Raw genomic sequence first — 24072 nt, forward strand, 5'->3', positions numbered from 1 at the left:
GCGCCCGATCAGCTCGACCACGCGGCGCGCAGCGCCTTCTTGTCCACCTTGCCGACCTTCGTCGTCGGCAGCTGTTCGAGCAGGATCGTCTTCCGGGGCGTGTACAGGTCTCCCAGCTCGGCGGTGACCGCCGCGCCCACCGCGGCCGGGTCGACGTCCGCGCCCTCGGCGGTGGCCAGGAAGATCTGTACGGCCTCCCCGAACTCCTCGTCCGGCATGCCGAGTGCCGCCGCGTTGCGCACGCCGGGCAGCGTGAGCAGGAAGTCCTCCAGGACGCGTGAGTAGACGTTGTCGCTGGTGCTGCCGGTGACGATGATGTCCTTGGCCCGGTCGACGAGATAGAGGTAGCCCTCGGCGTCGAGGTAGCCCACGTCACCGGTGCGCAGCCAGCCGTCCTGCAGCGCCTCCGCGGTGCGCTCCGGGTCCTCGTAGTAGCCGAGCATCACCGTCTCGCCGCGGACGCACACCTCGCCGACCTGCCTGGCGGGCAGTGCCACCGTGCTGTCCTCGCCGCGGATCTCGATCTCGGTGTCGGTAATCGCGCGACCGCAGCTGCGCCAGAGCTCCGGCCGCCGGGTCCCCTCCGACGCGAGGTCGTCCGCGCCGAACGCGGCGATGCCGAGCGCCTCCGACTGGCCGTAGCCCTGGCTGAGCACGGGCCCGAGGACATCGACCGTCTGCTGCAGCCGACTGGGCGACGAGGCCGCGCCGCCCACGACGACACGCCTCAGCTCGGGGAGGGCGCCGGGCACGCACTCGGGGTGGTCGAGAAGCGCGTACAGCATGGGCGGTACGAACATGGTGGCGGTGATCCGCTCCTCGCGCAGCACCTTCAGCGCCGCGCCCGCCTCAAACTCGGGCAGTACGACGAGGGGTGCCCCGGTCACCAAGGCCTGGATCGAGACGAGGTGGCCGCTGCCGTGGGTGAGCAGTGTGGAGACGAGCACCCGGTCCGCGCTCGGGGCCATCGCCGGGAAGAGCCCTCGGTTGGGGTCCAGCGGGTCGTCGTCCACCAGGCCCACCAGCGCGTCGTAGAGCCGGTTGCTGTGCGCGGCGAGCTTGGGGCGGCCCAGGGTGCCGCCGGTGTAGAGGACGGTGACGGCCTCGTCCGCTGCCGGGGCGCGGATGCCTTCGGGGCGTACCGTCGGGCACTCGGCCTCCAGGGCCAGCAGGTCGGCGCAGTGCTCCTCGCAGGGCCCGAGGCTGAGCAGCACGGGGGCATGGACGCTGCGCCCGGCCGCGTCGGCGGCCCGCTCCGCGAAGAGCGGGTCGGTGACCACGGCACGCGCCTTCGACTGCTCGACCAGCGCGGCGAGTTCGCCGGGCCCCGGCTCCGGCGGCAGGAACACCACGCGGCAGCCGATGAGGTGGACCGCGAGCTGCACCAGCACGGAGTCCACGCGGTTGGCCAGGAACAGTCCGACTCCGTCGCCGGGTTCGAGCCCTTGCCGACGCAGTGCCTGCCCCAGACCGAACAGCCGTCGCCGAGCCTCTCCCCGGGTCAGTCGCTGCGCACCCTGGACGAGCGCCTCGGCGTCCTCGTCCTTGTGCCACTGCTCCAGGATGCGGTCCACGTACGTCCGCGGCTCGGATGTTTGCTGCGCATTAACGATCATGGACATATGCAAACACGGGACTCGGCGGCCGCGGCTGCGCAGGGGGCGCCTTCGGCCATTACCGGGTGTCACACTATGACCCGCTTTGTGTCGGTCATCAGCTCTCGATGCTCTATGTGCGCAGTGCGAGGTGACCCGGGAGGCAAGGAATACTGCCCCTCCGGACCTCACTGAACCCGACCCGAGAGCGCAAGATTCCTTGCATTCCGCTGCGCACAGACACGTGTCCCTGCGTATGAAAGGTTCTCGCCGCAGGTCAGGCCTCTGGGCTCGCCATTCGTCCGAGTCTTCGCGTGTGCACTTTGAGCTGTGCTTTCGCGGGTGCGCTGCGAGCTCTTCCCTCATTCGCGCACTCTGACCGGTTCGATGCGCCGCCCCGGCGCTCCGCGGGCACGAGGGGGCAAGCCGATCGCGCGAACGGGGCCGCCGCCCATGGCGATTCACGTCGCGGTCACCTCACCCCCCTTGCGTCGGATGGTGCCCATGTAGTGCGCTGATCCGCATGGGGAAGAGAAGCATTGCCACGATGACCGCCGCCCTTGTCGCGGGGTCCCTTCTGACGGGCGTACCGAGTGCGGGTGCGCAAGGCGCCGACCGCGGCGCCGACAACGCGTCGCCGCCCGGGTCGATTCGTCTGCCCGGGGTCGACCTCGACACCGTGACCATTCCGCAGTTACAGGCACGCATGGCCAAGGGGGCGCTGACCTCAGAGGCGCTGACCCGGACCTACCTCCGGCGGATCGAGAAGGTGGACCCCAAGATCCACGCGGTCCTGCGCACCAGTCCGACGGCCCTGCGCGAGGCGGCCGCCAGTGATGCCAGACACCGGCAAGGGAAGACTCTCGGGCCGTTGGACGGCATTCCCGTCCTACTCAAGGACAACGTGAACACCCGTGACATGCCGACGACGGGCGGGTCGCTCGCGCTCGCAGGGAGCCCGCCCGACACCGACGCCGCGCTGGTGACTCGCCTGCGCAGGGCGGGGGCGGTGATCCTCGGCAAGACCAACCTGTCCGAGTGGGCCAACTTCCGTTCGGCGAAGCCCACTTCGGGATGGTCGGCGGTGGGCGGCCAGACCAACAACCCCTACGTCCTCGACCGGAATCCGTGCGGATCGTCGTCCGGATCCGCGGCCGCGCTGGCCGCCTCGCTGGCGCAGGTGGCGGTCGGCACCGAGACGGACGGCTCCATCGTGTGCCCGGCCGGGATGAACGGCGTCGTCGGCCACAAGCCCAGCCTCGGTCTGGTCAGCCAGTCGGGCGTGGTCCCGATCTCCGCCGAGCAGGACACCGCCGGGCCCATGGCCCGCAACGTGACCGACACCGCGCTCACGCTGTCCGTGCTGAGCGAGGGAAGGAGCGAGAGCAACGGCCTCGGCTACGGCAGTACGGGCTCGCGCAACGCCGGTACCCAGCCGGGCGACCGCCCCTCCGGGCTGCACGGCAAGCGGATCGGCCTGTGGCGACTGCCCTCGCTCGGAACCGACGTGGACGCACTGATGACGCGCACGGCCGCTAAGCTCCGTAAGGCCGGAGCCGAAGTCGTCGAAGTGACTCCCCCATATCAGGCGCGGCTCGCCGAGCTCGAATTCCCGGCGCTGCTCAGCGAGTTCCACCGGGACATCGACGCGTACCTCGCGACGCGCAAGGGTCCGCGGAACCTCGCCGAACTGATCGAGTTCAACCGTACCCACCCCGAGGAGCAGAGCTGCTTCGCCGGTCAGGAGCTCTTCGAGCAGGCGCTCGCCGCGCCGCCCACCACTGACCCCAAGTACCGAGCGATGCGGGCCGAGTTGAAGGACCTCTCCCAGCGTTCCCTGGACGAGACGATGGCCACCCACCACCTGGACGCCATCGCCGCGCCGACGAACCCGCCCGCCTGGACGACGGACTGCGCACGCGGCGACAACGACGTCATCCCCTCCTCCACCCCCGCGGCGGTCGCCGGATACCCCTCTCTCTCGGTTCCCGCAGGCTCCGTGGGCGAGCTGCCCGTCGGCCTGCTCCTGATGGCCGGTAACCACGAGGACGCCCAGCTGCTGTCCCTGGGGGCCTCGGTGGAGCAGCGGCTGAAGGCCTGGCGAGCCCCGCGCTACCTGCCGACGACGGGGACCGGCACGACACGGTGAGCACGGGTAGCTGAAGTTGTAGGCGGGTGGTGCCGGTGGAGACGTGCCGGTAGGGCGGACGATCCGGCACCCTCGCCTACCACCTCACCCAGGTGAGGCATCGAGCGGGACGACGTACTGCTCGTCAGCAGTTGGACACCGACCGGCCTGCTCGCCCTGCGGGCCGGAGGCAGGCAGCCGCACGCCACCACCGCCGCCTGTCCGATGCCCCCGAAGGCGAAGCGTTCCGGCGGATCTCCCCTCCCCGTCGACACATGCCCCTAGCATCGGCCCATGAGGAACCCCGGGGCGGACGCCTACTTACTCGTGTGGATGTATGAGCGCGGTCGGCAGGGGCATGGTGATCCGGTCAGCCCGAACGACTTCCCTGAGGAATGGAGACACAGCGCCCGCTTCAGACTCCGCAGCGACCTGAACGAGCTGGTCCGCCGGGACCAGCTGAAGCGGGTATTCGCCTTCGGCAAGGGCCACTTGTACTGCCTCACGCACGCAGGCGAGCTGGAAGCGCAGCGGCTCCTGCACCTGCGACGCGATACCGATGGGCGCCAGCAGCACGCCCGCAACGGCCTGGTGGCCACGGCCGCCCAGGCGTCGTTCAGCCCCACGGTCGTCCTGGAAGCGTTCCTCGCGATGCCCCAGTCGTTCACGTACGGCTCCCCTCTCACTCTCGACGAAGTGCGGGCGGCGGCGGTCTACTTGGCGGAACAGGGTCTCGCCACCCTCCATGAAGGGGATGCACAGCATCCGCTCCAAGCCCTCCTGACGCTGACTCAGGTGGGAATCCAGTGCGCCGGCAGTTCACTCTCCGTGAAGGACTTCCTCATGCAGAACGGCCATCACCCGACGTACACCACGAACATCCACGGCGGCACGGCCCAGGTCGGCTCCGGCAACACGCAGAACAACACCTTCGGCTTCGATCCCGCCCAGTTCACGGACTTCGCCCGCCAGGTCCTCGCGGCCGCACCCCGGGTCGGCACCACCGATGAGCTCCGGGACCAGATCGTCCGCGACGCCTCCTCGCTCGAAGCGGAGAGCACCAGCCCCGCCGCCGAACCCGGCCGGGTGCGGCGGGCCCTGGAAGGGCTGATGGGGACCCTGGAGCGGCATGCCACCGACAGCCTCGCGCAGTACCTCTACGACGCGGGCCGCAACCTCCTGCCCTGACCGCCCGAGCACACCGGCGCATCCCGCCCCACCCATGAACTTGTCGATTATCGATATGGCCCCCTAGTGTGAGGCATATCGATAATCGATGGGAAGGGATGCAGTGAACACGCGACTTACGAGGACCTTGGCGACAGTGACCTCCGCTCTGGCCTTGCTCTGCGGGCTCGCCTTCGCCGGTAAGGCGGTCACGCACATGCTCGACGACGGGGCGGTCTGTGCGGAGACGGGCTTCTGGAGCAACGCCTCGCTGGCGGACCCCCTGCTGAACAGCAAGAGCGTGGACGTCTCCAGCAGCGCCGCGCGCCTCTGCCAGGACAGCCCCTCCGTGGCACAGCGCGCCGCCGACCTCGGCGGCGGACTGCCCTGGCTGCTGTTCGGCGCCCTCGCCCTGCTGCTCTTCTCCCGGCTGCTCAATGCCGTCGTACTGCAGGGGCCCTTCACCGACGCGGTGTCGCGACGGCTCACCACCCTCGGCTGGTTCGTCACCGTGGGCACACCGCTCGCCGGTCTCGTCGTCGGCTGGTCGCACTCCTGGCTCGTCTCGAGCATGGCGCCGATCGTGGGTTCGGGGCCGACGGTCTCCGGGCCGCAGGCGCTCATCCTCGCCGGTCTCGCCGCGGTGATCATGGGGAAGATCATGCGTGAGGGCGTACGCATGCGAGAGGATCTCGAAGGGACCATCTGATGCCCGAAGAGGAACTTCACTCGATCCGGATCCACCTCGACCGGCTCCTGGCCGAGCGCGGCATGACGCTCACCGAGCTGTCGGAGAAGGTGGGGATCACCGTCGTCAATCTGTCCGTGCTCAAGAACGGGCGGGCCAAGGCCATCCGCTTCTCGACCCTGTCACGGATCTGCGAGATCCTTGGATGCCAGCCGGGGGACCTGATCACACACGACGGCGAAGAGCGGGCCTGACCACGGGACGTCCGACGGCGACGGGCTCGTCGGCGGCCACCAGGAGGACACGAGCACCGGCCGGGGGCAGGGTGGGCGGGGCGGGCCGGGCCGCCTGCCGACGGTTCCACACCTCGTTCGTCAGGAAGTGCAGGACGTTGACGGTGACGACGGCGGGCGCGACGATCGCCACCGTGCGCGGGAAGGCCGGTTGGAGGGAGAGCGCGAGGACCACCGCCGTCACGCCGTTCTGCTGACCCAGCGCCAAGGACACCCGGTCGGAGCGGTCCAGGTTCCGGGCGATGAACCATCCGACGACCATCTGCGCGCCGAAGGCGGCCGCCCCCAGGGCGATCCCGGGCCCGAGCTCGACACCGTCGACGAGCAGCAGCCCCAACGCGACCAGCGCCAGGTAGTACGCGGTGGCAAGGGCCGGGCCGAGCAGCGGCAGCAGCAGGGGCGGCCGGTAGAACAGGCCGACGATCGCCACACCGAGCATCAGGCCGTACGCGGTGGCCGCGGCGAGGACACCGCCGAGCACCAGCAGGCAGACGACGGCACGCAGCAGTTCCGCTCCCCCGCCCTCCCACCGCTGCGCATGCGGCCGCGGCCGCAGCAGGAGCCAGGCGAGCGCGGCCACGGCGACCAGGACCACGTTCCCCAGCATCGTGAGGACGTACGCGTCCGGGGTGACGGGCAGTGCGGAGGAGTCCGCCGCGCCGTTCAGCGCGCTCAGCGCCACCGGGGCCAGATAGGCCGTGAGCAGGACGGTGACCGGGTCGTCGAAGGACGACCAGACGGACAGCACGGTCTTGCCGCGCTCCGACATACGACTGCGCGAGCGCAGGGCCGCCACCGAGAGCGGGTCGATCTGGGCGACCGCGATCGCCAGAATCAGATACGCCGGTTCCCGGACCGCGAGCCACAGCACCGGCACGATCAGTGCGGCCTTGGCGAGCACCCCGACGGTGACCGCGAGGAGCAGCGTGCGCAGATCGCCGCGCGCCTCGGCGAGGTCGATGCCTGAGGTCGAGCCGTACAGTCCGACGGCGAGGAGCAGCGACACGATCACCGGGTAGGCCGCGGAGTCGGTCAGGAGGTCGGTGCCCGTGAGGGTCGAGAGCGCCCAGCCGAAACCCAGGACGGCCAGCATGATCCATAAGTGACACGCCGCTCTCAGCGTCCTTGCCATGACCCGCTCCCGTCCGGCCGACTGCCTACGCCGACGAGCATCCCAGCAGTGGAGCGCGCGCCGGGACCGAATGCCCGCGGTTCGTACCTGCGCTGTACCCGTGTGAGTGAATGGTCACCCGCCTGTCGCGGCGGAGACGAGGTGCACCAGTTGGTTCATCCGCCGGTCGGCCCGGGCCACTTGGCTCTGGTCGAGGGTGACGCCGAGCAGGAAGTGGTCCTCGGGCCGGTCGACATAGAACAGGGCGCCTTCCTCGACGTCAAGGACCACCCGTGAGAGTCGGCCCGGCATCACCGCGCGCAAGGACTGATTGAGCCGTGCCACGACGTAGTGCAGACGCTCACCGAGCTCGGTGTAGCGGGTGCGCCGCTCGTCCCGGGTGAGGCCGCCGCCGAAGAAGCGGGACAGTTCCGGGTCGTTGAAGACGTCCGCGCTGAGCCGTCCGGTGCCCGGAGCGACGTATCCGGCGTAGTGCAGCCCGTGCGGCGAGACCGCCTCGGCGCAGCGTTCGAGAAGCTCGGGTTCCGTCGTCCCCCAGTGCCCCTCCACGACGCGGTGGGGCTCCTTCCCACTCGACCGCTCCACCACCGGCAGCGACGATTCCGATTCGAAGCCGCCCGGATTCATCAGGGGCAGGCCGATCTCACGGCGGAACGCCCCCACCAGTTCGGCCATGGCGCGGTCGCCCGCGTCCACCGTGTCGGCGCCCAGGGAGACCCCGGTGAGGCAGTCGTCCGTGCGGAAGTAGTAGTGGAAGACGGCGCCGTCGCCGACCTGGAGCACGCTGCGGATCAGCTTGCCGCTGTCGACCGAGCGCAGCACGTGGTCCATCCGGCCCAGGACGTAGTGGAGTTGACGTCCGAGGCGCACGAACCGTTCGCGCCTGGCCTCCTGTTCCTTGCCGCCGGCCCCGCCGAACCCGCCGCCCTGGGCCTCGGGAAGCCGGTCCAGGATGTCCGCCGAGTAGCCGAAGACGCCCCAGCGGTACTGGGCCACGTGATGGAGCCCGGTCTCGCTGAGCGCGTTCGCGCACAGGTCCACGAACGCGTCGCTGTCGTCCGTCACGTGTGTGGCGCGGCGCACCTCCGGCGGCCGGTCGGGTAGCACGGTCCTGTCATCGCTCATCTCGCCCCCATGGCCCCGTCGTTGAGGACGTCCGGCCACAGCGCCAGCATCTGCTCGCACAGTGCCCGGACCAGCGGACTGCCGGGGCCCGGCAGTCGTCCCAGGGCGATCGTGGCCGCGCCGCCCCGGTCGTACGGCAGTCGCATCAGCGCGGGAGGGACCCCCGTGGGTTCGGCCGCCCCGGACCGCGCTCCGTTCGGGGCGTTGCACACCCAGCCAAGGACCTTCTCGCTCAGGTCCCGCTCCGTCAGCCACGTCATGAACTCGGCGGTCTCCACATCGCTCGTCGGCTCCGACTGCCCGACCAGAATGATGTGCTGGACCCGTCGGCACACCTCGAGTGTGACCGGAGTACGGACGACACCGCAGTCGACGAACAGACAGCCCTGAAGTTCCATCAGCCGCTCGACCGCGGCACCGACGGTCTCCTGGAGCGTCCCGTTGGTCGGCAGGTGCTCGCCGGGCTTGTCCCCGGGGCCGAGGGGGAACACGGCCATGTCCTGGCGCCGCGCGTCTCCGGTGTGCACGTGCCGCAGATAGCCGTGCACGGAGCGGTTGGCCAGCTCGATGGGGTCCGTGGCGAACCCGAGGAGGCCGTCGACCCCGGCCTCGGAGGTGGCGTTCCAGTACCGGGTCAGGTCGGTCAGCCCGCCGCCGTCGGTGTCGGCGTCCATCAGGACCACGGTCTGCCCGACGCGGCCGACCTCGTTGTCGACGATCAGACCGGCCGCGGCCGTCAGCAGCGTCGCGCCGCAGCCGCGTGCCGTGGAGAGCACCGCCACCGCGTGCGGGACGCCGATCGACCCCGTCCACGGATACGCCATCGGATCCTCCTTGCTCCGTGCTGTTCGCTCAGATCTTCGGTACGTCCAGTTCGATGCTGATCCGGTGGTCCGGACTCGCGTGGTCCCCGGCGTCGCCCCGCAGCCCCAGATGCGCGGCCACGGTCAGCGTGAGGGGGTGGTCGGGGCCGAACTTCTCCAACAGACCCTGGTGCGTCACCTCGTCGAGCTCCCGTGCCGCCCGTGAATCGCCCGCGAAGACGAGCATGTTGGCGTGGCACAGGGACGCGGTCAGGATCAGCGGATGGTGCGGGTCCACGTAGAGGTTCTCCTTGAGGCCGCGCAGGCCCCTCTCGCTGAGTTCGGCGGCGGTCTCGTCCTCCATGTCGCGAAGCACCAGGGCGAGGTTCACCTCACAGATCCGGGTGAAGAGATGGTCCTCCCCCCACTCACGGAACGCCGCCAGGTGCTCCTCGGCCAGCGCCCTCGCCCCTTGGGGCCCGTCGATCCGGCCCAGGAAGCGCAGGTCGGCCGCGAGTCCCACGCCCGAGACGAGGGCTTCGGGGTGCCGGGGACCGCCGTACACCACGAAGGCGTCCCTCGCCCGTGCGTTCAGCATGCGGGCGGAGTCCGCCTTCGCCCGCCGCGTCTGCAGGGACAGCCCCGGGGACAGCGTGGCGATGTGCCGCAGCGTCGAGGCCAGCGAGCAGGCCGCGAGGAGGGTCGTCATATGGGCCCGGCCGAGCCCGTCGCTCCCCTGGGTGTGCCGGTAGATCTCCTGCAGCCGGGTCAGCGAGTCGTCGTAGCGGCCGATCTCGCGCAGCCTGCTGGCCACGTGCACCGAGCTGCGCAGGGTCAGCTCGTGATGCTCGCCGAGCACCCGCACCCGCCGCTCGTGCACCTCCTGGTGCTGCTCCAGGGAGTCGTTCGGCAGACCGACCATGTCCAGCGAGAGCCCGAGGTTGCTGCCCGCCATGAGGGTGAAGTGGTTCTCCGGGCCGTACTTGGAGCGCAGGATGTCCCGGGTGGACTGGTCCTCGGCGAGCGCGTCCTGAGGACGACCCAGGGCCCGCAGCTCTCCGCCGCGCCCGAGCGCGCTGCGCAACGCGAACTCACCGTCCAGATCCTGCAGCCTGCGCAGCTCCCCCAGCGCCGCGCCGTTGACCCGGTTGGCCTCCGGGTACCGTCCGGCGTCGGTGTGGATGTTGGCCAGTTCCACCCTCAGGCGCAGCAGGAGGAGCTGGCGCTCGTCGTCGGTGGCCGCCCCTGCGGTCCACGCCTGCTCCAGCCGCTGGGCCAGGGTGAACGCGGCTTCCAGGCACTGGGTGCGGCGCCGGTAGCGCACCTGGTTGACCAGCCAGCGGCGCACCTCCGGACTGTCGTCCCGCATCGCTCCCGAGGACTCGACGTGGAGGTCCAGCTCCGCGTAGCGCGGGTACATGTCCTGGTCGTCGACCCGGTCGTCCGGGGGCGCGAACGCGGCAAGGACGCGGCGGACCCCGGCGGCGATCTCCGCCGCCTCCGTCGGCTCCAGCTCCCTGAGCTGCGCCGCGAGGATCATCCGGGACGCCGTCAGCTGCCTGCCGTCCTGACCGCGGCGCGCCTGGGACCTGCTGAGCAGTCCGCGGGCCGCATAGCCGAGCTGTCGCCGCCCCTCCACGCCCGGGGGCAGCCCGAGGAACTCCAGGGAGGCCTGCGACTCCAGCAGGTCCCAGCCCACGCCTTCCGGCGACAGGGCCGTCAGCATCCTCAGGAGATCGAGCGAGGCCGGGCGCTCCTTGCCGAGGTCCTCGACGACGCTCTGCCACACCGCCGAGGGGAGCTCGAGACCCAGGGCCTGCCGGTTGCCGACCTCTTGCACGAACTCGGCCACCGCGGCCTCCGGCGGGCGCGCGGTGCTCTGCAGGTACGCGGCCATCTGGTCGAGGAGTTGCGGCAGGGGATCCCCCAACTCCACCAGCTGTTCGGCGAGTTCACGGGTCAGCTGGGGTGCCTTGCGCCGCAGGTACCGCACGGCTTCCTCGGCGGAGGGCGGCTCGATGCAGATGGGGTGGGCCAGCGTGCCCCAGTCCGGGTTCTCGGACGTGATCAGTACGTGCACCTGGTTGCTGGCGAAGAGCAGGCTCTCGATCTCATCGGGGTGCCGGGCGTCCTCGTAGACGAGAAGGAGCCGCTCGGGTCCGCCGCGCCTGCCCTCAAGGAGCTCGCGGAGCGCGTCCACGGCCCGGGGCGACGCGCGCCGGGAGGCCCCCACTTCCTCGCTCAGAAGCACCAGTTCGCGCACGACGCTCTCGGAGCTGTCTGCGGGCATCCACCACACGATGTCGTAGTCGGCACGGAACCGGTTCAGATACTCCAGGGCGTAGGTCCGCTTGCCCACCCCTGGCGGGCCGTACAGCACGACCGGCTTCCTCGCCGCCTGGCCGGGGGGCAGCGCGTTCCGCACCTCCTGCAGACAGTCCTCCCTGCCGAGGAACTCGCCCTGGCGCAGCGGTGGGACGTGCGAGATCCGGGGGTGCCGGCCGGGGAAGCGCGGCCCGTGGGCGGACCGGTCCGCCCACGGGACACCGCGGCGGTCCCCCGGGAGGAAGTGCGCCAGGAGGGCGTTGCGCGCCGGTTCCTCCTCCAGCGTGTACAGCCGGGGCCCTGGCCGGTCCCGGAACGGCGGATGCACCTCGACGTCCTCGAGCCACGCCACGTCGACCTTCGGCTGACCGACGAGCCCGTCCGGATTCAGGTGTGCCGTCAGACCGGCGAGGCGGGGGGAGCCGACCATGACGGAGGACATCAGGACCAGGTAGGTGACCGTCGTGTCGCCCCGGGCGGCCCGCTCGCCGGATCCGCGGTCGAACTCGCACATCACGCCGTTCGCGAAGAGCTCGGCACGGATCCAGTCCGCCCACCGGCGCTCCTGCGGCTCAAACACGAGCCGTACGACACGGGCGGCCGCCGGTACCCCTGCGAACACCTCGGCATAGGTCTCGCGGACGTGGGCCGCGACGGAGGCGAAGCGCAGTTCGGCGTCGCCGCTGATCTCCTGGCCGAGTCGCTCGTAGGCCTGCTTCTGGAGCGAGGGTTCGTAGTTCTGCAGCGCGAAGGGGATGAGGACTTCCTCGTACGCGATGTTCGGCAGGTGGGCCACCTCGACCTCGCGCCAGTACTGCTCCTCGCTGGTGAGCAGGATCGGGCTGGCCGCGCCCGCGAACTGGTCCCTGGCGCGGGACAGGCGGCGCTCGGCCTGCTCAGGATGGGAGCGGTCCACGCGCATCGGGACCGGCAGGACCCTGATCCGGCCACCGGACTGCTCCCGCACCTGGCGGGCGACGGCGGCGGATCCCTCGATGGACTGGTTGCTGAAGTTGAAGCCGACGACGACCACGTCGGGCAGGAGCAGCGTGCACAGGCTCGCGTTGTCCGAGTGTCCGGTGCGGCTGTCGATGAGCACGTAGTCGTAGTCATCGGCGCGCAGGCTCTCCCGCAGCGCCTCCGCGAAGAGCCGTCCGCTCTGCTCCAGGTAGAACCGGGCCCAGTCGAAGGTCGCGACGCGTCGGCCGTAGAGGCCGTCCTGGCAGCCGGGGCCGAGGAAGTCGATCCTGCCCGCGGGGCTCGTGAAGCGGTAGGCGAGCGAGTCGGTGTGGATGCCCACCTGCGTGTGCCGTTCGAGGAGCTCCGCCAGTCTGGCCTCCTTCTCGGCGTCGGGGAGGTCCTCGGCCGCCAGCGCCTCGACGGCGCGGCCGTAGTCCTGGACCATCTCCACCACACCGGTGGAGTCGGCCAGTTCGGGGTCCCTGAGGAAGGGGCGCAGGTACCGGTGCAGCCCGGGTGATTCCAGGTCCCAGTCGATGACGAGGACGCGGTGTCCCGCGTCGGCCAGCAGCCAGGCGACGTTGGCCAGCGCCATGGAGCGGCCGACTCCGCCCTTGTACGAGTAGAAGGTGACGACGGTCGCCTGGTTTCCACCACGTACGGAACCGGACGGCTCGGCACTGCTCATCGATGTCGCTCCAGCGTGGGTGCGTCAGCTGTGAGGCCCCCGGAGGATGGGCCGCTCGTCGCTCTCCGGAGTGGAGAACCACGAACGGTGAGGGGCTGCCTCCCACCATGCTTCGGCAGGGCGGGACGGTGGTGCGGCGTGCGTTGGCGCCCACGGTACCCGCACCGGCGCGAACTGCCTATCTAGGAATTTCCTGGCCGAGAGCGGAATTCTCGGCATTCCAGAAACACCTGAGGAAACAGTGAAGTACAGGTCTTCAGGCGTCATGACGGGAGGCGAGTGACGTGCGCCGGTGAGGATTCGTTCGACCACCGCCCGCAGCACCTTCAGATAGCCGCCGCGGGCGTGCGGAGCCCTTACGAGTCCCCCGAGGCCGGACCTCGTGTAGTCGCCGACCGGCACGGCCAGGGTGTCGGGTTCCCTGCGCGACGGCAGCCCCTGGGTGTTCCACGGCACCAGCACCAGGGCGGTCGACCGCTCCCCGGTCTGGTGCTGTCCCCACAGCAGCCGCCGTCGGAACACCTCCAGATCGCGCAGGGTGCGGGGCTCCTTGTAGTAGCGCTCGGTGAGCAGGACGAGCAGCGTGCGGCAGCGCATCGCGGGCGTCCAGTCCGGGCCTTCCGCGCCCGCGGGGTCGCGGCAGGGCTCCGACAGCAGGCCCGCGTGGCCGGGGCCGGGGCCCAGGCGGCGGTGCATCTCGGCCTGGACGTCGTTGTGGAACGACCGCAGCCAGGGATCCGACGGCACCGGCAGGGCGTGGCTTATGTAGTAGTAGGGAGCGTCTGGACTGCGGTGCGCGGTCATGCGCTCCACCCCTCTCGGTCAGGGCGCGTCCGCAACGCGCTGACCCCGTGCGTCAGCCGCTCCCGTACGTGGTCGATCAGGAACCGGAGGTCGGCGCAGAAGCACGACGGATTGTCGAAGCCGTTGTCCGGGCGGTGGCGGTGGGCGCGCAGACCGCCACCGCAGATGTCGACGACCGGGCAGGACCGGCACTGCGCGCAGAGCCCGTTCAGCCCGGCTCGCTCGGCGGCGAATCCCGGGTCGGCGGCCGCACGGTCGAAGTCATGGGCCCCGATGTGGAGTACGGACCGGGCGGCCCGCGCACTCACCGTCTTGAGGATGTCGTTGTACTCGATGAGTCCGGACGGCTGGATCACCACGACGTCCGAGCCGTAGGGGCCCCACATCTCACTGGTGCTCGTGCCGCCCAGGTGCAGGTCGAGCAGCGAGTCGAACAGCCGCAGTGAGGTCTCCCGCCGGGGGGCGTCGAACCAGCGGTCGAACACGGCGGCCAGCCAGCGGCCGTACGGCGCACCGTCCGCGTCCGGGGGCCGGGGAGGCGGAAACTGCCAGGTGGCGTGCGGGAGCAGCAGGTCGACGGTGGGCGGCTCGTGTGCGAGCAGCGCCTCGTACGTCTCGACGGGGTCGGCCTCGATGTCCACGACGCACAACAGGCCGCCGTACAGCGCCCGGTAGCGCGGCATGCGCAGCAGGGACAGCGCGCGGGCCACTTCGGTGTACGTGCCCCGGCCGCCCCGGTCGGGGCGCCGTCGGTCGTGCGATCGGGCGGTGCCGTCGAGACTGACGCCGACCGTGACGCCGTACCGGCGGAAGATCTCCAGGAAGGCCCGGTCGAGCCGGGAGGCGTTCGTCTGGACGAGCAGTTCGACCTGGGTGGCGAGGTCCTTGCAGTCGGCGCGCAGGCTGCGGGCGAAGCGCTCCAGGATCGCGGGCCCGGCCAGCAGGGGTTCGCCGCCGTGCAGGACGACTTGGGCCCGCTCCGGGCGGTGGCGGCGCAGGTGTTCGGTGATTCTGCCGGACAGCCGTCTCATCACCGCGGGGCCCATGACCAGGGGCTGATCGGCCCAGCCGCGGTCGCGGTGCTCGTAGATGTAGCAGTCGGGGCACCCGAAGTTGCATCGGCTGTAGAGCTTTACGACGAACTGCGTGAACGTCGCCGCGGGTTCGTCGGGTGGCGATGCGGCGCGGGGTGCGGTCTCACACCGCACTTTCCCACCTCGGCCGCACGGGTCCTGCGGCTCGGCCGGCGTTGCGCAGCAGGGCCTCGACGAGCGCGCTGCGTGGGAGTCGGCTCAGGGCGAGGGAGTCGGGTGGGCCGTGGGGCGAGTGGTCCGCGGACAACTCGACTCCATGTGCCGTGTGCTGTGCCGCGTCACGTCCCATAACGCAGGCTCCCCCCGACTGCTTCGGCTCCGCGACGCGCGGAGGCCGACCAACATGCCACGGTCGAACAGATGTGGTGCCGAGGGGGATCGTGCGGCTCCTGCTACAGTCCGGGGCTCGTGCATCCTCGGACCGGTCGTCCCCCCGCTCGTGAATGCGTCGGTGCGCTCACCGAGCGCTCCCACCAGATGCCTGTGAGTATATCGACCGGGGCCAAGTAAGCCTATCCTCTGGGGTATTGAGGGAGTATGAACCGGCCTCGGAGGAGCCGCCGCTGACCGACCGGCCATCCGTTCTCACCGAGTCTGCGCGAATGTCCATCACGCCGGACCGTTGGCGGAAGTTTGTGAGGGGCGCGTGGATCCAGCCGCTTTCTTCTATACGAGTTGTGTACGTGCTGATGGCTGGCCTGCGCTGACGCGTTTCCACACCCACCTGGAGTACCAGCTGCGGATCCAGGAAGGGTTCGGCGTCAGCGGCGTACTCGGTGCGACGACGGAGCCCGAGTCGGCCCGCGAGGGCGGCGTGACCAGGGCCGGAGTCATGATCGCGCTGTACTCCCCCAGGTACTTCGCCGACCGCGGTGCGGGGCTCGAATGGGCGGTCTTCGACGCCCGGATGAGACACCACGAGGACATCCGGGGCGTCCCGGCGCGTGGCTGTCTCGTCCCGCTGTGCTGGAAGCCGGTGGCCGACGGCCAGGCGCCGGAGGACGTACGCACATCGGTGGAGGGCCCCGGAGCCTTCGACTGGCTGCGGCAGTACGGACTGGAGTCCCTGGCGGCCTCGCCGCGTGCGGAGGACAAAGTACGGTACTACGCGCTGCTCGAACAATTGGCCAAAACCATTGCCGAGGCGGGGCGTACGGAGCTGGAACGACTGGACCTGGCCGACGCCCGGGAGTTGGCTCCGGCGTTCGGCAGCGCGAGCGCGGCGCCGACCGGGCAGTCCGCCGACGTCGGCGGGGAGAGCTGGTCGCGGCGGCGCGAGATCCTGGACACCGAGCCACTGCAGCGCGAGCCCGGCTCGGTCGCCATCAGTTACGTCGGCGCCGACCAGCCCTGGGCCGACTGGATGTCGGAGGTGCTGGGTCAGCGGGGGCACGACGTGCGGTTGCGCCGCTGGCGGGCCAGCCGCGAGAGCCTCCAGGACGCGGTCGCCCAGGCGCGGGCCGCGGCCGAGCGCATGCTCGTCATCTTCTCCCGCAACTACTTCGCCGCCGGGAACACCGACCCCACCGAGTGGGCGGACACGTTCGTCGGCTCCCCCGGCCGACCGTCCCAGGCCGTCCTGGTGCAGATCGACGCGGCCCCTCGGCCCCTGCTCGTCCGTGACGCGAACGTCGTCGTACTGGCCGGGGCGGACCCGGCGGAGGCCGAGCACCTGATCGAACAGGTACTGCCCGAGACCCCGCAGCAGTCGGCGGATCGTGGGAGCGGCCGGTGAGTCCTTCACGGCGCCCGCCCCGGGACCTGCCGCCGATAAACAACCTCCCTCCGCTGCCGGCACCCTTCGTCGGCAGGGACGAGGAGATCGCGGAGGCCCACCGGCTGCTCATGGACCACCGCGCCGTGCTCGTGCACGACCCGGAGGACCGTCGGTACGGGTACGGGACATCGCAGTTGGCCATCTCCTACGGCCATCTCTACACCCAGCACTACGAACTGATGTGGGTCTTCGACTGCGGCAAGGCCCCGGCCCCGGACCCGCTCGCGGACCGCGTCGCGGAGGAGACGGAGCGGCTGCGCGAGGCGTTTCAGCAGGCACTGGGGCGGCCGTTGGAGGGACCTACGGCGGCCAACTGGCTCTATGTCTTCGACAATGCGGAGGATCCTGACGGCCTCCGGCGGCACTTCCCGGAGGGCAACGCCCGCATTCTGGTCACGTCGCGCAGGACCGGTGGGTGGGAGGCGAACGCCCGGGTCCGTGTCGGCCCGTTGGCCCGCCCTGACGCGGTCGGGCTCCTCATGGAGAACATGGGCCTCGACCAGCGACAGGCCGCACGGCTCGCGGACACCTTCGACGGGCATCCGCATCAGATCGTGCGCGCCGGCGAAGCCGTCCTGGCGGGCAGGGTCACCGTGGAACAGGTCGCCACCGTGACGGAGATAGCCCGCATGGCGCCTCCGCCGCCCGAGCGGCCCGCGCCGTCGCCCGCGCTCCCCGCGCAGTCCCGGGTCGACGTGCCCGACAGGGCGCGCACGACTCTGCGGTCCAGTCTGCTGCGTTCGACGGTGTGCAGGGACTCCGGCAGTTACCGGCGCTGGATGGCGGCGCTGCGGTTGCGGCATGCAGCGACCGTGCTGCCCGAAGCCGCGACCGTGCACCTGACCATGGCGGAGCGCGTCGACCTGCTGCTCGACACCGTGTTCGAGCAGGAGGATCCCGAATTCGTGCGGGCGCTGGCCGGCTCGGTGGCGGCGGAGACAGATGCGGCAGGGACCGGTCGTCAAATGGCGGACAGCGTACGAGGGATCGCCGAGGAGCTGGCCGGGCGCTGGCAGCGAGCAGCCCCGCAGGCGCCGCCGACGGAAGCGGCCGAGGCGCCTTCCTGCTTCTTCTTCACCAGCTGGCACAACCGCGAGGTCGACTTCGACGAGGCGCTCAAGTTCCACACCCTGCTCGAGCGGCGGGTGACCGCCAAGCTCGGGGGGCGAGTGACGAAGTCCGGCTTCTTCGACAAGATGATGCAGCACGGGGCGACGTGGGAGCCCAAGCTGATCGAGGCGATCCGCACCACGCGTCTGATGGTGCCCCTGATCACGGAGGGGTACTTCCAGCGGGAGTGGTGCAGGCGCGAGTGGGCCGTCATGGTCCGGCGCATGGCGGACCTCAACGCCGCCCCGGGCCAGGAGCCCATCGCCATCCTGCCCGTGTTCTGGGTCAGGCCCCTCCAGGGCTGGGCGATGCCGGACGACTTCGGGCCGTACCAGCACTCGGTGCACTCGGAGGGCAAGCCGCAGTACGACGGGGACGTCTACGACCTGGTGGCGGACAACAAGGAGACCGAGCTCAACAACTACGTGTCCACGCTCGCCCAGTCCATGGTCGCCGAGTACCGCACGCACCTGCCCCACCTCGACAGGGACCTGGTGAAGCGGCTCCCGCTGGCATTCCGCGACGTCAACGACCGCGGCGCCTGAGGGAGAGACCGCCCCGCGCGCCTATCGTTCGCCCCATGAGTGCCGAACACCACGATCCCGACTGCGTCTTCTGCGGGGTCGACGCAGGGGCCCGACCGGCCCGCATCGTCGCCGGGACCGCGGACACCGTGACCTTCCTGCCCCTCAATCCGGTCCACCCCGGGCACGTCCTGGTCGTGCCCCGGCGTCATGTCGCGGACATCTGGGAACTGGACGAGGCGACGGCGGCGGCCGTCGGGACGGCGGTGCTCAGGGCCGCCCACGCGGTCCGGGCGGCCCACCGCCCCGAGGGACTGAACGTCATCCAGTCGTCCGGCGCGGTCGCCACCCAGTCCGTGTTCCACCTGCACGTCCACGTCGTGCCGCGCTACACGGGCGACAGGATGCCGCGGCTGTGGCCCGAGGCGGCCGAGACGGACGCGGATCTCCTCGACGACTCGGTACGGCGCCTGCGTACGGCACTGGAGTCACAGCACGAATAGCAGTGCGAACGCCTGGGCCAGGGCGAGGCCTCCGTAGAAGCCGGACACGGTGAAGGAGGCGGCGGCTTTCAGTACGCCTGCCTTCTCTCGGCCCGGTGCCACGTCCATGGCGAACGGTTCGATCGCGGTCGCGGGAGTGGCCCGGCGCACCCGATCGTAGAGGCGCCTGAACAGCCGCTCCTGGTAAAGGAAGTAGCCGTCCAGGGCCCAGAAGGCCAGCACCGGTACGAACCCCACCACCGCGATCGCGCTCTTGTCGTTCCCGACGGCGTAGGCGAGCAGGGCGCCCGTGACCGTCAGCGACCATCCCTTTATCAGGAAGGAGTTGTTGCCCATCCGGGTCACGATCGTCTGGATCAGCTCCAGATGCCGCATCCGGCCCTCGTCCAGCCCCGCCGACATGTGTCCCCCCGTGACAACTGGCCTTCTGGGGATCCTAGTCAGTGCTTCCGGTCGGGCCAACGGCGTTCATGCCACTTCACGCCGCTCCACTCCGGTTCACGCCAGCGGCTCGTGGTTCGCCCAGCCGACCTTGTACGGGTGCCGCGCCTGCCAGTGGTCGATGACCTCGTGCAGTCCGGGTGCGTCGAACGCCTTCGCCAGTGCGTCGGTGTCGGCCACGGCGACCTGGACGACCGCGGTCGCGATGAGCGCCGGAATGGCCTCCTCGCCGGGGACGGGGATGTGGTGCCGGACCGCGACCGACTGCACCGCGTCGGAGTCGAGCATGACCCGTTCGATGTCTTTGCGGTATTGGTCGAGCTCTCCGGCGGGCAGGGGCTGGTCGAAGGAGACGATCATCGTGTGGTGAATCATGCGGCAATTCTCGAAGGAGACCGCCCTTCGCGTCCAAGACCCGTTCGGCATCCGGCGATAACCTGAAGGCATGGTCGAACTGGAAACACGCGAGCTCGAGTACTTCATCGCACTCGCCGACGAGCTGCACTTCGGCCGGGCCGCCGTCCGGCTCTCGATCGCCCAGCCCGCGCTCTCGAAGGCGATCAGGCGGATGGAGACCCGGCTCGGGGTGCCCCTGTTCGTCCGCTCCAGTCGGCACGTCGAGCTCACCCCCGCCGGGGAGGCGTTGCGCGAACACGGGCGGCATGCGCTCAACGCCGTCGGCGCCGCCGTCCGGCACGCGAGGCGCGCCGGAGACACCCACGACCACCTGCGGCTGGTGCTCAAACCGGGCGGCGACGCCGGGCTGCTGTCCGGGATCCTCGCCGAGTACGCCCGGCGGCCCGACGCCCGCCGGGTGGACATCCTGTTCAGCGGTCCGGCCGACCGCGCCGACTTCCTGCACGACGGCCGGGCCGACGTCGGCCTGCTCTACGCGCCGTTCGACGACCTCGAAGGGCTGGCCCACGAGACGCTGCACGCCGAGGACCGCGTGGCGATCGTCCCGTCCGGGCACCGGCTGGCCGGGCGCGCCTCCGTGCGCATGGCCGACCTGGCGGGTGAGGCGCTGCCCCGTTGGAAAGGGGTGCCCGGGGGCGACGGCACCGGCCCGGAGGTCGCGGGCGTTACCCAGATGCTTCACATGATCACGGTGAGCCGGATGGTCGGGGTGCTGCCCCGTTCGCTGGTCGAACCGGTCCCGGAGGGCCTGGTCTGCATACCGGTGACCGACGCGCCGCCCAGCCGCCTGGTGCTCGCCTGGAACGAGCAGGAACGGCGGCCGCTGGTCGCTTCGTTCGTGGCTGCGGCGCTGGAGTCGAAGCCCTCGGACTCCTGACGGAGATAATTCCCGGCGCCGTCGACGATCGTCCGGGATGCTGGTCGCCATGGATGAGGTCAAGGTCGTAGTCGCCCATTCCGAGCGGGCGACCCTGCGCGTCGGCGACGTGTTTCTGAAGGTCGACGCCGATCAGGCGCGCATCGACGTCGAGGTCGAGGCGATGGCCATGGCGCCGGTCCCGACCCCGGAGGTCCTGTGGCGCAAGCCGCCCGTGCTTGCGATCGCCGCGGTGCCGGGGGCGACGCTCGGCCGACTCGGCGAGCCGTCGACCGCGTCACCGGCCGCGTGGGCCGCGGCGGGCGCCGCCCTCCGGAAGTTGCACGACGCGCCGCTGCCGTCCCGCCCCGGCAGGGCCGGACGGAGCCTCGACGAGTTGGCGGCGGAACTCGACGGCGAGTGCGAGTGGCTCGTGACGAGCGGTGCCCTCCCCGCCGACCTGGTCACCCGCAACCGCCAGGTCGCCGAGGCCGCGTTCCGTCCCTGGACCCCGGCGTTCACACACGGCGACCTGCAGATCGCCCACGTCTTCGCCGACGGCGACGAGATCACGGGCATCATCGACTGGTCCGAAGCGGGACAGGGGGACGCCCTGTACGACCTCGCCACCTTCACCCTCGGACACGAGAAGCACCTCGGCGACGTCATCGCAGGCTACGGCGCAGACGTCGACCTCGACGTGATCCACGCATGGTGGTCCCTTCGAAGCCTGCTGGGAGTCCGCTGGCTGGTCGAGCACGGCTTCGACGCGTTCGCGCCGGGCTGTGAGGTCGACGTGCTCAAATCCCGGATGTGAGGAGCCGGTGCCCGACTGCCGGTGGCGAATGAGTGCCCCGTTCCGACTGGAGCGATAAATTCCAGGCAAAGCCGCACCGGCCTCACCATGGAACTATTCAAACCGTGTCGCATTCGCTCTTCTGTTGATCTGGGGGCGGTGGGAGGATCGGAATCCTTCGCCGTCCGGAAGATCGATCGACGGGAGCGATCATGGCGAGTACGGTTCCCATCACTGCGGATCTTCCGGTGTTTCCGCACCTTGATCTGCATCTCGTGCTTACCGGCAATCTCCCGCTCAAGATTCAGGTGTTCAGCCGCACTTTCACCGAGGCCGCACCCAAGCCGTTCGTGCTGACGGACCGAACCAACGGCAGCGTCTTCCATTTCTTCGCGCCGTATCACGCGACGGGGAGTCGGCTCGCGAATCTTCCTTCGGTCAGCAATTCCGGAATCGTGACAGCCACGGAGCCCGGTGTCTATCTCTTCCAGCTCACCGTCAGCGGCGGATTCGGGGTGGTGGTGGGCAGGCTCCAGGTGCACGAGAAGATCGAGGACTGGTGGTTCGGAAACAAATCCATCACGACGACGAAGGACAGTAATTTCGCACACGCACAGCCTTCGCTGTACGCCCGGTTCAGCGAACACCCGGCCGCAGGCACCGACGCGGTCGGCGACATCACGGGCCACGAATACATCGATCTGACGTCGCCGAGTCCGAGCGTCGTGATCGCTCCGCGGGGAAGGCTGCAGGGCACGGCGGAGACGGCGGCTCCCGTGGTCGTCTCCGGAACGCTCAAGGGCACGGCCATCAGCAACACCCTGCCGGTGCGCGTGGTGGACCACGCGAAGTCGCGGACCACGCTCACCCGGGTCAGGGCCACGGACGTGGTGAACCACGAGGACCAGGTCAACATGGTCTTCGTCGCGGAGGGGTTCGAGGCCAAGGACGCCCAGCTGTTCGACAACATCGTCCAGCGCACCGTGCGCGACATGTTCGAGAAGCCGCGGCACCAGCCGTACGGGCTGCTGAGCAAGAGCTTCAACGTGTTCACCGCGTTCGAGGCGTCCGAGCAGCAGCTCGTCACCTGCGGCCCCCGCGTCGTGGACAAGGCCGGACAGGCGGGACGCGACTTCATCGGCCGACGTATTCCCGAGTCGGATACGAGCGGATTTCCGGAGAACAGCTACAGCGTCCAGCAACTGGTCGAGCGCGTGGGCCTTCCCCAGCGTGGAGAGAGCCGGAATCCACAGCAGTTGAGGGACCTCTGGAAGGGCCAGGGCCTGACCGACTTCGTCGAGGGCAAGGCGAGCGACCTGGTGATCGCGACCTGGAAGGAGCACCAGGCGGAGGGATTCATCGAGGCGTCGGACACCTTCTACGGACTGTATCTGGGACGCCGCCGGGCCGACCGGAGCAGGTTCAACGGCCAGGGAGAGCCCGCGGTCCAGCCTCCCGCGAGCGATACGCCGAACGCGCCGAACCTGAAGCAATTCATCGACCGGGTCTATGAGTTCTACCGGGTCGACGGGCATCAGACACTGGAACTCGATCCGCGCAGGCACGCTCCCGAGGTGTACGCGAACAGCAACGCGACGAACCCGGGAAACTTGATTCTCGGATATCTGGACGGTCTCCGTCTTTCCGAGCCGCCGAACCTTCCCATCGGGAAGAACTGGACACCCGACGACACCAAATTCCGCAAGAGCCGTGGGATGGTCGCGATCATCACGTACGACCCGCTCCTGGGCGGTACGGCCTTCAACCAGGGCACTCTGACGGCCTCAACGGTGGGTCGGCAGGGGAAAGTCGAGTTTTCCGCCGTGCCGGGGGCCAGGCCGGTGCGGACAAGGACCCCGCCGCCGCCCGCCCTGCCGAAGAATCCCCTGGGCGTCACCGACATCGACCACCTCGTCAACAAGGTGGCCCATGAGTTCGCCCACTCCTTCAACCTGGGAGACGAGTACGAGGACTTCGGGGGCGACCGGCAGGGGGACAACGACCCCACTCACGACCTGCCGTTCGACAATCTGGCGAAGCTCAGCTTCCTGCACCAGGGAGCGCCCCCGCAGGACCGCAAGCTCAACCCCGACAAGATCAAATGGTTCGGCGTGCCGCGGGCGCGCGTGTCCGGGAAACTCCTGGTGCCCTCGGTGCCGCTGGTGTCCGACATCTTCGAAGTCACGGTCGGCACCGCCGACATCGCGAAATGGGTCCAGGCGTGGAAGGACAACGCCAAGGTGACCGTGCGCGGCTTCTCGACGGGTGCCGACAACCGGCAGCTTCCGCTGAAGACGACACCCAGTGATGTGCTGACCAACCTGACCATCGCCACCAGGCCCGACGAGAAGCTGGGCACCCTCTTCCTGCAGACCCCGGGAGCCGTCCCGCAGCTCCCGGTCTTCAAGAAGGGCTCGGTGGTCTTCGTCCAGCGGACCGACCTCTCGGGGCTTCCGGTCTTCGTGGTGGACAAGGCGGTACGGGACTTCGTCGCCGACCCCTCCCCCGCGAACCAGCGCAGCCACGGCCCGCTGAACAGGAACCGGGACACCACGAAGCCGTTCGGGAAGCGGGAGGAGGAGACGGACCTGCCCATCGGCGTACCGGGCTTCGTGCCACCGAAGTTCGCGTACCAGATGGTGGGGATCTTTGAAGGCGGCAACCACTTCGCAGGCGGCTTCTACCGGGCGTCGGGCGAGTGCAAGATGCGCGGCCAGGACAAGGGCACGACCAACGACGCGGACCTCCGGGGCATGTTCTGCTTCCTCTGCAAGTGGCTGATCGTCAACCTCATCGATCCCGCCCAGCACGCCCCGCTCGACGCTCACCAGTACCCGAGGGCGTGA

At 69.9% G+C, this 24072-nt stretch carries 19 protein-coding genes; 10 read left to right on the plus strand and 9 right to left on the minus strand.

From position 1 onward, the window contains the following. Positions 1–8: 8 nt before the first annotated feature. Positions 9–1616 (minus strand): class I adenylate-forming enzyme family protein, encoded by a 1608-nt coding sequence (locus AC068B_RS23990; protein WP_478673713.1) that lies wholly within the window; start codon positions 1614–1616, stop codon positions 9–11. A gap of 502 nt (positions 1617–2118) precedes the next feature. Here AC068B_RS23990 and AC068B_RS23995 point away from each other — a divergent pair. The 4 genes from AC068B_RS23995 (at position 2119) to AC068B_RS24010 (ending at position 5832) form a co-directional block, all read left to right on the plus strand. Beyond that, positions 2119–3744 (plus strand): amidase, encoded by a 1626-nt coding sequence (locus tag AC068B_RS23995; protein WP_478673714.1) that lies wholly within the window; start codon positions 2119–2121, stop codon positions 3742–3744. 273 nt (positions 3745–4017) lie between these two features. Next, entirely contained in the window at positions 4018–4911 is an 894-nt protein-coding gene (locus AC068B_RS24000) for a hypothetical protein (protein WP_478673715.1), read from the plus strand. A gap of 136 nt (positions 4912–5047) precedes the next feature. Next, the gene (locus AC068B_RS24005) at positions 5048–5599 is read left to right on the plus strand and encodes a DUF2975 domain-containing protein (protein WP_478673716.1); all 552 of its coding nucleotides are present in this window, start codon (positions 5048–5050) and stop codon (positions 5597–5599) included. Continuing rightward, positions 5599–5832 (plus strand): helix-turn-helix domain-containing protein, encoded by a 234-nt coding sequence (locus AC068B_RS24010; RefSeq protein WP_478673717.1) that lies wholly within the window; start codon positions 5599–5601, stop codon positions 5830–5832. Before AC068B_RS24005 ends, AC068B_RS24010 begins: the two co-directional genes overlap by 1 nt. On the opposite strand, the gene AC068B_RS24015 is transcribed toward AC068B_RS24010, so the two are convergent. The 6 genes from AC068B_RS24015 to AC068B_RS24040 form a co-directional block, all read right to left on the minus strand. Next, on the minus strand, positions 5804–7003 hold the full coding sequence (locus AC068B_RS24015) for a hypothetical protein (RefSeq protein ID WP_478673718.1): 1200 nt from the start codon (positions 7001–7003) through the stop codon (positions 5804–5806). The two genes, AC068B_RS24010 and AC068B_RS24015, sit on opposite strands and share 29 nt — an antisense overlap. Before the next feature lie 114 nt (positions 7004–7117). Next, positions 7118–8128, minus strand: a complete 1011-nt coding sequence (locus AC068B_RS24020; protein WP_478673719.1) for a hypothetical protein — start codon at positions 8126–8128, stop codon at positions 7118–7120. Continuing rightward, the gene (locus AC068B_RS24025; RefSeq protein ID WP_478673720.1) at positions 8125–8952 is read right to left on the minus strand and encodes a CpaE/TadZ family protein; all 828 of its coding nucleotides are present in this window, start codon (positions 8950–8952) and stop codon (positions 8125–8127) included. Before AC068B_RS24025 ends, AC068B_RS24020 begins: the two co-directional genes overlap by 4 nt. A 28-nt stretch (positions 8953–8980) precedes the next feature. Further along, complete coding sequence (gene fxsT / locus AC068B_RS24030) at positions 8981–12904, minus strand: FxSxx-COOH system tetratricopeptide repeat protein (protein WP_478673721.1); 3924 nt, start codon at positions 12902–12904, stop codon at positions 8981–8983. A 24-nt stretch (positions 12905–12928) separates the two neighbouring features. Further along, a complete protein-coding gene (locus AC068B_RS24035) occupies positions 12929–13708 on the minus strand; it encodes a hypothetical protein (RefSeq protein ID WP_478673722.1) in 780 nt (259 codons plus the stop codon). Then, the gene (locus AC068B_RS24040; RefSeq protein ID WP_478673723.1) at positions 13705–14916 is read right to left on the minus strand and encodes an FxsB family cyclophane-forming radical SAM/SPASM peptide maturase; all 1212 of its coding nucleotides are present in this window, start codon (positions 14914–14916) and stop codon (positions 13705–13707) included. Before AC068B_RS24040 ends, AC068B_RS24035 begins: the two co-directional genes overlap by 4 nt. A 532-nt stretch (positions 14917–15448) precedes the next feature. Here AC068B_RS24040 and AC068B_RS24045 point away from each other — a divergent pair. The 3 genes from AC068B_RS24045 to AC068B_RS24055 are packed head-to-tail and all read left to right on the plus strand — an operon-like array spanning position 15449 to position 18716. Further along, positions 15449–16537, plus strand: a complete 1089-nt coding sequence (locus AC068B_RS24045) for a TIR domain-containing protein (RefSeq protein WP_478673724.1) — start codon at positions 15449–15451, stop codon at positions 16535–16537. Continuing rightward, a complete protein-coding gene (locus AC068B_RS24050; RefSeq protein ID WP_478673725.1) occupies positions 16534–18234 on the plus strand; it encodes a hypothetical protein in 1701 nt (566 codons plus the stop codon). The genes AC068B_RS24045 and AC068B_RS24050 overlap by 4 nt, the downstream gene beginning before the upstream one ends. 35 nt (positions 18235–18269) lie before the next feature. Further along, positions 18270–18716, plus strand: coding sequence for an HIT family protein (locus tag AC068B_RS24055; protein ID WP_478673726.1), 447 nt, complete (start codon positions 18270–18272; stop codon positions 18714–18716). Here AC068B_RS24055 and AC068B_RS24060 read toward each other — a convergent pair. Then, positions 18702–19118, minus strand: a complete 417-nt coding sequence (locus tag AC068B_RS24060; RefSeq protein WP_478673727.1) for a hypothetical protein — start codon at positions 19116–19118, stop codon at positions 18702–18704. The two genes, AC068B_RS24055 and AC068B_RS24060, sit on opposite strands and share 15 nt — an antisense overlap. A 96-nt stretch (positions 19119–19214) precedes the next feature. Continuing rightward, positions 19215–19532 (minus strand): hypothetical protein, encoded by a 318-nt coding sequence (locus AC068B_RS24065; RefSeq protein WP_478673728.1) that lies wholly within the window; start codon positions 19530–19532, stop codon positions 19215–19217. Positions 19533–19602: 70 nt separating this feature from the next. On the opposite strand from AC068B_RS24065, the gene AC068B_RS24070 reads away from it, so the two are divergent. The 3 genes from AC068B_RS24070 to AC068B_RS24080 all read left to right on the plus strand — a co-directional run bounded on the left by AC068B_RS24070 (position 19603) and on the right by AC068B_RS24080 (position 24072). Next, positions 19603–20451: a LysR family transcriptional regulator gene (locus AC068B_RS24070; protein WP_478673729.1), complete on the plus strand. Its 849-nt coding sequence runs from the start codon at positions 19603–19605 to the stop codon at positions 20449–20451. Between the two features lie 49 nt (positions 20452–20500). Beyond that, complete coding sequence (locus AC068B_RS24075; RefSeq protein WP_478673730.1) at positions 20501–21247, plus strand: phosphotransferase family protein; 747 nt, start codon at positions 20501–20503, stop codon at positions 21245–21247. A 434-nt stretch (positions 21248–21681) separates the two neighbouring features. Then, complete coding sequence (locus AC068B_RS24080; protein ID WP_478673731.1) at positions 21682–24072, plus strand: hypothetical protein; 2391 nt, start codon at positions 21682–21684, stop codon at positions 24070–24072.

Source organism: Streptomyces sp. NPDC042371, assembly GCF_056437465.1.

Bases quoted from the DNA above. Each gene is read 5' to 3' on its own strand.
- AC068B_RS23990 (WP_478673713.1), bottom strand. From the start codon at position 1,616: ATGATCGTTAATGCGCAGCAAACATCCGAGCCGCGGACGTACGTGGAC.
- AC068B_RS24075 (WP_478673730.1), top strand. From the start codon at position 20,501: ATGGATGAGGTCAAGGTCGTAGTCGCCCATTCCGAGCGGGCGACCCTG.
- AC068B_RS24000 (WP_478673715.1), top strand. From the start codon at position 4,018: ATGAGGAACCCCGGGGCGGACGCCTACTTACTCGTGTGGATGTATGAG.
- AC068B_RS24035 (WP_478673722.1), bottom strand. From the start codon at position 13,708: ATGACCGCGCACCGCAGTCCAGACGCTCCCTACTACTACATAAGCCAC.
- AC068B_RS24015 (WP_478673718.1), bottom strand. From the start codon at position 7,003: ATGGCAAGGACGCTGAGAGCGGCGTGTCACTTATGGATCATGCTGGCC.
- AC068B_RS24060 (WP_478673727.1), bottom strand. From the start codon at position 19,118: ATGTCGGCGGGGCTGGACGAGGGCCGGATGCGGCATCTGGAGCTGATC.
- fxsT (WP_478673721.1), bottom strand. From the start codon at position 12,904: ATGAGCAGTGCCGAGCCGTCCGGTTCCGTACGTGGTGGAAACCAGGCG.
- AC068B_RS24025 (WP_478673720.1), bottom strand. From the start codon at position 8,952: ATGGCGTATCCGTGGACGGGGTCGATCGGCGTCCCGCACGCGGTGGCG.
- AC068B_RS24065 (WP_478673728.1), bottom strand. From the start codon at position 19,532: ATGATTCACCACACGATGATCGTCTCCTTCGACCAGCCCCTGCCCGCC.
- AC068B_RS24020 (WP_478673719.1), bottom strand. From the start codon at position 8,128: ATGAGCGATGACAGGACCGTGCTACCCGACCGGCCGCCGGAGGTGCGC.
- AC068B_RS24070 (WP_478673729.1), top strand. From the start codon at position 19,603: ATGGTCGAACTGGAAACACGCGAGCTCGAGTACTTCATCGCACTCGCC.
- AC068B_RS23995 (WP_478673714.1), top strand. From the start codon at position 2,119: ATGGGGAAGAGAAGCATTGCCACGATGACCGCCGCCCTTGTCGCGGGG.
- AC068B_RS24055 (WP_478673726.1), top strand. From the start codon at position 18,270: ATGAGTGCCGAACACCACGATCCCGACTGCGTCTTCTGCGGGGTCGAC.
- AC068B_RS24010 (WP_478673717.1), top strand. From the start codon at position 5,599: ATGCCCGAAGAGGAACTTCACTCGATCCGGATCCACCTCGACCGGCTC.